The organism is Mycoplasma sp. Z386, from assembly GCF_054343375.1.
Window position 1 is genome coordinate 1 of record NZ_JBTGVC010000028.1, and the last position, 9,063, is coordinate 9,063.

General features: G+C 24.7%; 8 protein-coding genes. 3 read left to right on the forward strand and 5 right to left on the reverse strand.

Annotated features, from left to right (window positions below; genetic code table 4):
* The first annotated feature begins 133 nt into the window (after positions 1 to 133).
* On the forward strand, positions 134 to 1,081 hold the full coding sequence (locus ACXX85_RS03720; RefSeq protein WP_458560662.1) for a hypothetical protein: 948 nt from the start codon (positions 134 to 136) through the stop codon (positions 1,079 to 1,081).
* Positions 1,082 to 1,119: 38 nt separating this feature from the next.
* On the opposite strand, the gene ACXX85_RS03725 is transcribed toward ACXX85_RS03720, so the two are convergent.
* The 4 genes from ACXX85_RS03725 to ACXX85_RS03740 all read right to left on the reverse strand — a co-directional run bounded on the left by ACXX85_RS03725 (position 1,120) and on the right by ACXX85_RS03740 (position 5,281).
* Positions 1,120 to 2,031, reverse strand: a complete 912-nt coding sequence (locus tag ACXX85_RS03725; RefSeq protein ID WP_458560663.1) for a type I phosphomannose isomerase catalytic subunit — start codon at positions 2,029 to 2,031, stop codon at positions 1,120 to 1,122.
* A gap of 1 nt (position 2,032) precedes the next feature.
* On the reverse strand, positions 2,033 to 2,344 hold the full coding sequence (locus ACXX85_RS03730) for a hypothetical protein (RefSeq protein WP_458560664.1): 312 nt from the start codon (positions 2,342 to 2,344) through the stop codon (positions 2,033 to 2,035).
* Positions 2,337 to 4,340, reverse strand: a complete 2,004-nt coding sequence (locus ACXX85_RS03735) for a PTS fructose transporter subunit IIABC (RefSeq protein ID WP_458560665.1) — start codon at positions 4,338 to 4,340, stop codon at positions 2,337 to 2,339. The genes ACXX85_RS03730 and ACXX85_RS03735 overlap by 8 nt, the downstream gene beginning before the upstream one ends.
* Positions 4,341 to 4,450: 110 nt before the next feature.
* Positions 4,451 to 5,281, reverse strand: a complete 831-nt coding sequence (locus tag ACXX85_RS03740; protein WP_458560666.1) for a MurR/RpiR family transcriptional regulator — start codon at positions 5,279 to 5,281, stop codon at positions 4,451 to 4,453.
* Between the two features lie 213 nt (positions 5,282 to 5,494).
* On the opposite strand from ACXX85_RS03740, the gene ACXX85_RS03745 reads away from it, so the two are divergent.
* Positions 5,495 to 6,736 (forward strand): winged helix-turn-helix transcriptional regulator, encoded by a 1,242-nt coding sequence (locus tag ACXX85_RS03745; RefSeq protein WP_458560667.1) that lies wholly within the window; start codon positions 5,495 to 5,497, stop codon positions 6,734 to 6,736.
* A gap of 154 nt (positions 6,737 to 6,890) precedes the next feature.
* Here the strand turns inward: ACXX85_RS03745 and tuf are convergent, their stop codons facing one another.
* Positions 6,891 to 8,081: an elongation factor Tu gene (gene tuf, locus ACXX85_RS03750; RefSeq protein ID WP_436358628.1), complete on the reverse strand. Its 1,191-nt coding sequence runs from the start codon at positions 8,079 to 8,081 to the stop codon at positions 6,891 to 6,893.
* 657 nt (positions 8,082 to 8,738) lie between these two features.
* On the opposite strand from tuf, the gene ACXX85_RS03755 reads away from it, so the two are divergent.
* Positions 8,739 to 9,041 (forward strand): hypothetical protein, encoded by a 303-nt coding sequence (locus tag ACXX85_RS03755; protein WP_458560668.1) that lies wholly within the window; start codon positions 8,739 to 8,741, stop codon positions 9,039 to 9,041.
* Positions 9,042 to 9,063: the final 22 nt, after the last annotated feature.

Genomic DNA, 9,063 nt, shown 5'->3' on the forward strand with positions numbered 1-9,063 from the left:
AATCTCTTACTAAAAAGTAAGCAAGAGAAATTTACACAAAATATCTTACACTACCGTTTTTGCAATATTTTTTGTTTTATTAGTCACTATATTTTACTTTTTAAATCCATATACAAATAATTTTATTGGCAAAATGCTAAATATAGATTATTTAGAATTTGCATCTAATTTTAATTATAAAATAACTGCATCACTAATTTTAGCAACATTTAATGCTATTTCAGTTGTTGCATTAACAATGATGGCTTTGGGATTTAGACAAAATTGAATAATTTGATGTTTTAAAAATATTCTTTGTTTCTTTTTCTTCGGTGGGATTGCTTTTTTAAGTTGAACTATATTATTTATTAATTTTGTTTATTTGGTTATTTCAATTTATTTATATTTTGTTACTTCCAAAGAAAAAAGACTAACAATTGCATTCATAGGAATGGGAGCAAGTGGTAAATCCACTATTATCAATAATTTAAGAAATTTTTTAACAGAAAAAAATATTAAAATTATTGATGAAAGATTAAAAGATGAACAAATATTTATAGATTATATGAATGATTTAAAAGCTAAAGGGTATTTTACACAAAAAATATTCTTTAAAGATCGCTTAAAACAAATTAGAGAAATGCAAAACTATTCCAAATCACTAATTGATAGACATATGATTGATGATTTTCTTTTCCCAGAAACATTAATAAAAATGAACTATTTTACGCCAAAACAAAAGGTTTTATGAAATTTCTTTTATAAGGTTAAATACAAATTTCTGTTATCTTTAGAACCTAAGGTTGACATCGCTTTTCTTATTTTAAAAGATTTTGATTTTATTTGAAAAAATAGAACTAATGCAAGTGAAAAACACGAATTAGAAATCGAAAAAAAGAGAAGAAAAATTGAACTTCAAAACAAATATTTTTTTCAAATGGTAAATACAGAATATTTAAAAGAAAATAAAATAATTAGTGATAGTTTAAGAAAAAATCTAAAACTTTTTGCTAAAAAACATTATGAATTTATAAATATAGAAATAGAAAATTCTACAGAAAAAATAAAAGAAATTATTCAAAAAGAAGTAGAAAATTACTAAATTTAAAATCAACCACAATTAAGATGGTTGATTTTAATTTATACAAAATTTATAAAAATTTTAATATTTCCATTTATTGAAAAATTTGGAGTTTGTTTAGAAACAATAAAAACATCACCTTGTTTAATTTTGGTGGTTTTGTTTAAAAAACCTTCTCCTTCAAAAACTACAACTTCTGTACAATGTTTTGCTTTTGTTGTGTCAATAATTTCTGTAGTATTATTTATTTCTTTTTTAGTTAAATTAAAATTTTTTGTATTGTAAAACCCTTCTTGATTTAATTGTTTTTGAATAATAGGTTGTAAATCTAATTTCATTGTTTCAAGAGATTCTTTAGTGTGTATTTCCCTTTTTTTTCCATCTATATCTAATCTTTCATAGTCATATAAACGATAAGTGATATCACTCGATTGTTGTAATTCAAAAACCATTGTTTCTTCAGGTATTCCGTGAATTAAACCAGATTCAATGGAAACAAAATCTCCTTTATTTAAAATAATTTTATTTAAATATTTTTCTGTTTCCTTAGTATTTATAACATTTTTAAAAATTTCTTTATTAGTAGTTGAGGAACCTAATATAAAGGGTTTTCCTTTATTTTCCAACACATATCAACATTCATTTTTACCTAAAGAGTTTAATTTTTTTGCATATTCATCATCTGGATGAACCTGGATACTTAAAGGTAATTTAGCATCTAAAAATTTAGTTAGATTAGGATAAACAAAAGAATTAATATCTTCTTCTTTTATATTGAAAAATTTTGGATTTTCCTTTATAAAATCACTAAATTTTTGATTGGTGTTAATTAAAGTTGATTCACAATTTTTTACTGCTGAAATCAATCATGCTTCGCCTATGTTTTCATTTAAATTAAAAATTCTTTTTATGTTGTCATTTGCTCATAATGTTTTTTTAAAATAAGGTTTTAAAAAAATAATTTCTTCCATTTTATCTCAGTTTTTTGTTAAATATTGAATTAGCAGATAAAGAACTAAAAATCAATAATAATAAAGAAATTATAAGTAAAAATATTCCATATATAAATTTGCTAATATTTACTACTTCCAGCATTTTACTTACTGAATTATATTGATCTGTGTCTTTTTGTAAATTAGCTAATTGTTTTGTTAAATCAACAAATTTACCATAATCACTTGTCCCAAGAACTGTTAAAACTATACCAATAATAAGCGAAATTAAGAAAAGAGTTAATAAACCATAAAGAATCATTTTTTGTTTATCTAATTTAAGTTTATTCATTTTTTGCTCCTTTTCTTAAATTTAATTTATTTTTTAAACTATTTAAAAAAGGAATATTAAATTCTTTATTTGTATTTTTTGAATTTTTTCAAAAACCATATATTAAGCAAGTAATTGTTGTCCCAACAATAATTGATAAGAAGAAGAAAAGAATTCCTAAACCACTTCCATAGACATTAGAACCAACAGCACCTAAAATTGCAACAATAGGTCCTCCGTGTGCTGCAGCGTCTGTTACGCTTAATAGTCCTGCCATAGCACCAGCTACTGCTGAACCTATAACATTTGCAGTAATAACTCTTTTTGGATCAGCAACAGCAAAAGGAATTGCTCCTTCACTAATACCAATAAATCCCATAATTAAAGCAGAAATACCTAATGATCTTTCTTGTTCATTGAATTTTTTTCTAAAAATTACAGTCGCCATACCCATACCTAAAGGTGCAACTGGAATTGCTGCTGCAACCATTCCCATTGGTTCAAATACTTTTTGAGCAACTAATGCAGTAGAAGTTAGAAAAGCTACTTTGTTAATAGGACCACCCATATCAAATCCTGCCATTCCACCAAGCAATCCTCCTATTAAGAATGCTATTCCTAAGTTTAGTGCTCCACCATTTTTAAAGAGATTTTGTAGTGCATAAATAAATTTATCCATTACAAAACCAATAGGAGCTACTGTAATAAATATTACAAGCAGTGAATAAAATAATGTTACAGCAATTGGAATTACAAACATTGGTATAATTGCTGCAATTGATTTTTGAATTTTTAGTTGTGCTAATCATTTAACTGTATAACCAACTAAAATTCCAAAAAGAATGGAACCTAAAAATCCCATAGGTGTTTGTACACTGATGTTACCAATACTAAAAAATAAATTATTCATATTAGCAACTGCTGAAACTACAAATGCAGGCATTATAGCAGCTCTACCTGCAATTGAATAAGCTATATAAGCACCAAGAACTCCTATCATTAAAGTAAAGGAAACAACTCCTATTTCAAGTAAATATCAAAGAAAATCTCCTTTTGGTGCTGCAGAATTATTTCCATATATACTTTTTCCAATACCTAAAGATAAAGCAATCATAATTCCACCGAATATAACAAATGGAATCATATAAGAAATACCTGTAACAATATGGTTTAATAATCCCTTTTTATCGCTATTTTCCTTTATGTTAGGATTTTTAACATCGCTTTTATACACAGAAGAATTGCTTGCTTTTTTAATAACTTCTTCTGTATTGTGAATTGCTTCTTTTGTAGATGTTCTATATAGTTTTTTACCATTAAAAATAGATAAATCGACTTCTACATCACTTGCTACTATTACAAATTCTGCTTCTTTTATATCTTGTACAGTTAATGTATTTTTTGAACCTACAGAACCTCTTGTTTCTATTTTTGGAATATAACCCATTTGTAGTAATTTTTTCTCTAAATTTTCTGCTGAAAGATAAGTGTGAGCTATTCCTACAGCACAAGAAGTAATACCTACAACTTTTTTTCCTATTTGATTTTTTGGTTTTGTTTCTTTCTTTCTGTTAATAAAACTACTAAATAAATTAAAAATTTCTTCTGTATCATCGCTAACTTTTAATTTTTCAATTATTTCTTTATCTAAGAGCATTGTTGAAATTTTTGCAAGCGTTTCTAGATGTATATTATTTTCACTTTTAGATGGAACTAAAATTGAAAATATATATTTTACATTTGAATTATCAAATGTTTTTCATTCAATATTTTCTTTTAACTTTATAAAAAATAAAGTTGGAAAATCAATGTATTCAGATTGTGCATGGGGAATTGCAAATTCATTTTCCATGCCAGTTGAAATTTGATTTTCTCTATTTACCAAAGATTTATATATCTCATCAGAACTAGAAGTTATATTCATATTTAATGCTTGTTTTGCTATAAAACGAAAAACTTCATCTTGAGTTTGTAAATCTTCATTGATAAAAATTTTATCTTTTGAAAAAATTTCCATTTTTCCTCCTTGTTTCTATAATAAAATTATATTTTTAAAAATAATAAAAATTTAAAAAGGAAAAAAATTTACTTTTTTGTTTATTAAATAAGAAAAATATTTTTTATTGTTTATTTATTTCAACCTTCTAATATTTTTAAATTTTTTAAATAAATTTGGTCATAATTTTGATTTTTATTTTCAATTAAAAGTAGAAATATTAAATCAGCAATAAATTGTTGGTTTATTTTTGAAGAAATAGAAACTAAACGTTTATCTTGTTCTAAAGTGTGATAAATTATTACATTTTCATATTGTTCTTTGGTTGTTTTATTTGCTGTTATTAAATAAAATTTGATTTTTTGTTCTTGAAAAACCTTGATTATGTGTTTTATTTCTTTTGTATCACAAGATTTAGAAAATAAAATTATAGTTATTTTCTCATTTTTTTCTTGTCCAGATACAAGTAAAAAAGAATGAAAATCTTTAAAAGGTAAAGCATTTAAACCTATTTTTTGTAAATTTATTCCTAACTCACTTGCCGAAAGAAAAGAACTACCTGCTCCAAAAAGATAAATTTTTTGAGATTTTATAATATCTCTAACAAGTAAATTTACTTCTTCTAAATTTACTAAATGAGCTGTTTGAAAAATAGATTCTCTGTAATAATTAAATAATTTATTTAATATTTTAACATTTTGGTCATTTTCATTTGTATTTATAGTTTGATTAGAATTTAAATAATTGTGAAAAACATAAAATTGCATATCTTTCAATGAATTAAATCCTACTTTTTTAACAGTTTTAGATATTAAAGAAATGGAAATAAAAGTTTTTAATGCTATTTGTTTTATGGAAGAACTATAAAATTCTTTAGGATTTTCTAAAGCAAAATTTATTAAAGACTTTTCAGTAGATGTTAATTTTTCTAGTTCTTTATTTGTAAAAAGTTTATTATTCATAATGATTTTCCTTTAATAAATTATAATTTTAAAAAATTAAAATATAAAAATAAAAGGAAAAAACATATTTTTGCCAATTAATTTTGCTGTTATTTTCATTATTTACAAATAATATAAAATTAATTATCATCATATAAAATATTTAATTTTTTATATTTTTCTAAATATTTAAGTTTAGTTTCTATTCTTTTAAGAATAAAGTAAAAGCTTAAGTTGTGTAAAAATAAAATAAATTATAATCTCCAAACCGATCAAATAGATGATAAGCATTATTTAATTATTGCTATAAAAGACAATAATAATAACGTACCTTTTCAAACAATAGAAAAGACAAAAAAAGAGATTGGATTAAAACCTGGATGATATATAAGAATAGGAAGAGACACAAGATTACCTAAACCCCTTGAAGAATTTGAACTTTTAAGAAAATTTGCTAACTATTCTTTTAGTTCTAATTTAAATCATATTGCAACAATTGATGATTTAAATTATGAATATATGAAAGAATATTTGATATTAACAAATGCTAAAAAAGATATTATAGAAATGTCTAAAATTGATATGGCAAAAAGTATGGGACTAATAAGTGATAATAAATTTGAAAATTATCGAGCAAAAAATTTTGCTGTTCTAATGTTTGCAGAAAATCCAAGTAAATTTATTCCTAATGCATTTGTTAAAGTGATTAGAGAAGTAGATGGTACTGACAAGATGGAAGAAAAAATATTTGATGGACCAATTTGACTTCAAGTAAAACAAGTTAATAAGTATTTTGAAAATAATATAATGACATACTACACAATAAGAGAAGATAACAAAATAGAACATAAAATTATTTATAATTATCCACTTGCAACTTTCAAAGAATTAGCAACAAACGCAATTTTACACAAAGAATATGAAAATAATGAATTTGTTGGGATTTATATTTATAAAGATAGAATCTCTTTCATCAACCACAACAAGCCATTACCGCCAGTAACAATAGAATCTCTAAATAATGAAACCAGTTTCGATCAAAGAAAATATATAAACAATGAAATCAAAAATATGTTTTTTGCACTGAAATTAATAGAATCTTATGGTTCAGGGATAAGAAGAGCAAAATCAACTCTTTTGCAAAATAATTCACCTAAATTACTATTTAGTTCAGGGGATGAAAAAAGTAATTTTACCAATGCAATTATTAAAATAAATGAAGAATTTTATAAAAATTTTGATAATAGTTTTTCTAAAAAAACTACCACCAAAACTACCACCAAAACTACTCTTAAATATGATCAAATTCTTAATTTATTAGAGAAAAATCCGTTAATAAATACAAAAGAAATATCAGAAAAATTAAACATCACAATAGATGGAGTTCGTTATCATTTAAGAAAAATGAAAAAGGAAGGATTGGTACGTTATGAGGGTTCTTCCAAACTCGGAAAATGAGTAATTAAAAGGAAATAAAATAATATAATGTAAAATCTGAGTGTATTTAGGTAACATAAGACATTTTGTTTAAATTACTCTTGATTACTTTTTTACAAAGCAATTAATTTCATTATTTATTTAATAAAAAAGTTAACATTTTGAATGTTAACTTTTTTCTTTTGCTTTGAAATTATTTAATAATTTCTGTTACTGAACCAGCACCAACTGTTCTTCCACCTTCACGGATTGAGAATTTTGTACCTTGTTCAACAGCGATAGGAGCGATTAATTCAACTGTTAAGTCAACATTATCTCCTGGCATAACCATTTCTCTTCCTGCTTCAAATTTAATTCCACCAGTAACGTCTGTTGTTCTAAAGTAGAATTGTGGTTTGTAGTTTTGGAAGAATGGTGTATGACGTCCACCTTCTTCTTTTTTAAGAGCATAAATAGCTGCTTTAAATACTGTGTGAGGAACTATTGTTTTTGGTTTAGCAATAACTTGTCCTCTTTCGATTTCTGTTCTATCTACTCCACGTAGTAAAACTCCAGCATTATCTCCAGCCATAGCTGAATCAAGGTTTTTTCTGAACATTTCAATTCCAGTAACAACTGTTTTTTTAGGTTGTTCTTTGTAACCAACGATTTCAACTTCTTCGTTAATTTTAACTTGTCCTCTTTCAACTTTTCCTGTAGCAACTGTTCCACGTCCTGTAATTGTGAAAACATCTTCAACCGCCATTAAGAATGGTTTATCCATTTCTCTAACTGGAGCATCGATGTATGTGTCAACTGCATTCATAAGTTCAAAGATTTTTTCTTCTCATTCTGGTTTTCCTTCTAAAGCACCTTTAGCTGAACCTCTAATGATAGGTGTGTTTTCACCATCGAATTCGTAAGAAGATAATAAGTCTCTAATTTCAAATTCAACTAGGTCAACCATTTCTTCTTCACCAACTAACATATCTACTTTGTTTAAGAAAACAACGATTTTTGGAACCCCAACTTGTTTTGATAATAAGATGTGTTCTCTTGTTTGAGGCATTGGTCCATCTGTAGCAGCAACTACTAAGATAGCACCATCCATTTGAGCTGCACCTGTAATCATGTTTTTAACATAGTCAGCGTGACCTGGACAGTCAACGTGTGCATAGTGTCTTTTTTCTGTTTCGTATTCAATGTGAGCTGTGTTAATTGTAATTCCACGTTCTCTTTCTTCTGGAGCAGCATCGATTGATGCATAGTCTTTAGCTTCTGCTAATCCTTTTTTTGATAAAACTGTAGCAATAGCTGCTGTTAAAGTAGTTTTACCATGGTCAACGTGTCCAATTGTACCAATATTAACGTGTTCTTTTGAACGATCAAAATTTAATTTTGCCATTATATTTCCTTTCATTTATATTAATTTATTTTATTTTAAACGCGCTTAAAACCAACCAAAGAATAGTCTTTCATCTATTTCCTATCCAATCGCGTTTAATTTTTAGTATTTATTTATTATATAAAATACATTAATATTTTACCAAAAAAAAGCAAAAATAAAAATTATTCATACCACAAAAAAATAAAAAGAAAGCACCCTAATGGGTGCTTGAATATAGTATTAATTAATTTATCTGAATTTTTAATATATATGACTATTTAACTAAATTTATGATTGAAAACAAATATAATTTATGAATTACAAGAATTTAATTAAAAATTTAAATATATAGTGTGTATATTAAGTGTAAATTATGTGTGAAGTAAAAGGAGTTAACAAAACTATATTAAAATAAAATTAAAAATTAAGAAAATAAATTAAATAAAACAAATCTAAAAGTAATTATAATATTTCGCATAGATAGTTCTCTATGCGTTATTATTCTACCATAAAAACTCTTCTTTTTTTTTTTTTTTGCAAAAATTTTTATTTTTTAAAAATATTAATGATTTATTTTAAATTGAAGCAACTTAATATAAAAGAATAAAATCCTTATTATTTCTGTATTTCATATTATAATTTAATAATATTTATATTTGAAAGTAAAGAGGGAATATGAAAAAAAGAAAATTATTATTTATTGGTTCATCAGTAGTAACTTTACCTACTTTGTTTGTAATTTCTTGTGGTGATAAAAACCAAGTTTCTCAAAAAACACCAGAAAACAAAAAGGAATACAAACTAGAAAATAGCAAATTCTTATTTAAAAACAATCAATCTTTTATTGAATTAACTTTTAATCAAGAACTGACTGGAGCAAACACCGCTTCTATTGGTTTGTTAAATAAAAATAACGAAGTTAGATCTTCTATTGAAGAAAATATTAAACCTAAATTTTTACTATTTTTCTATACTTAGCAAAAAATGACACATTTTCAAC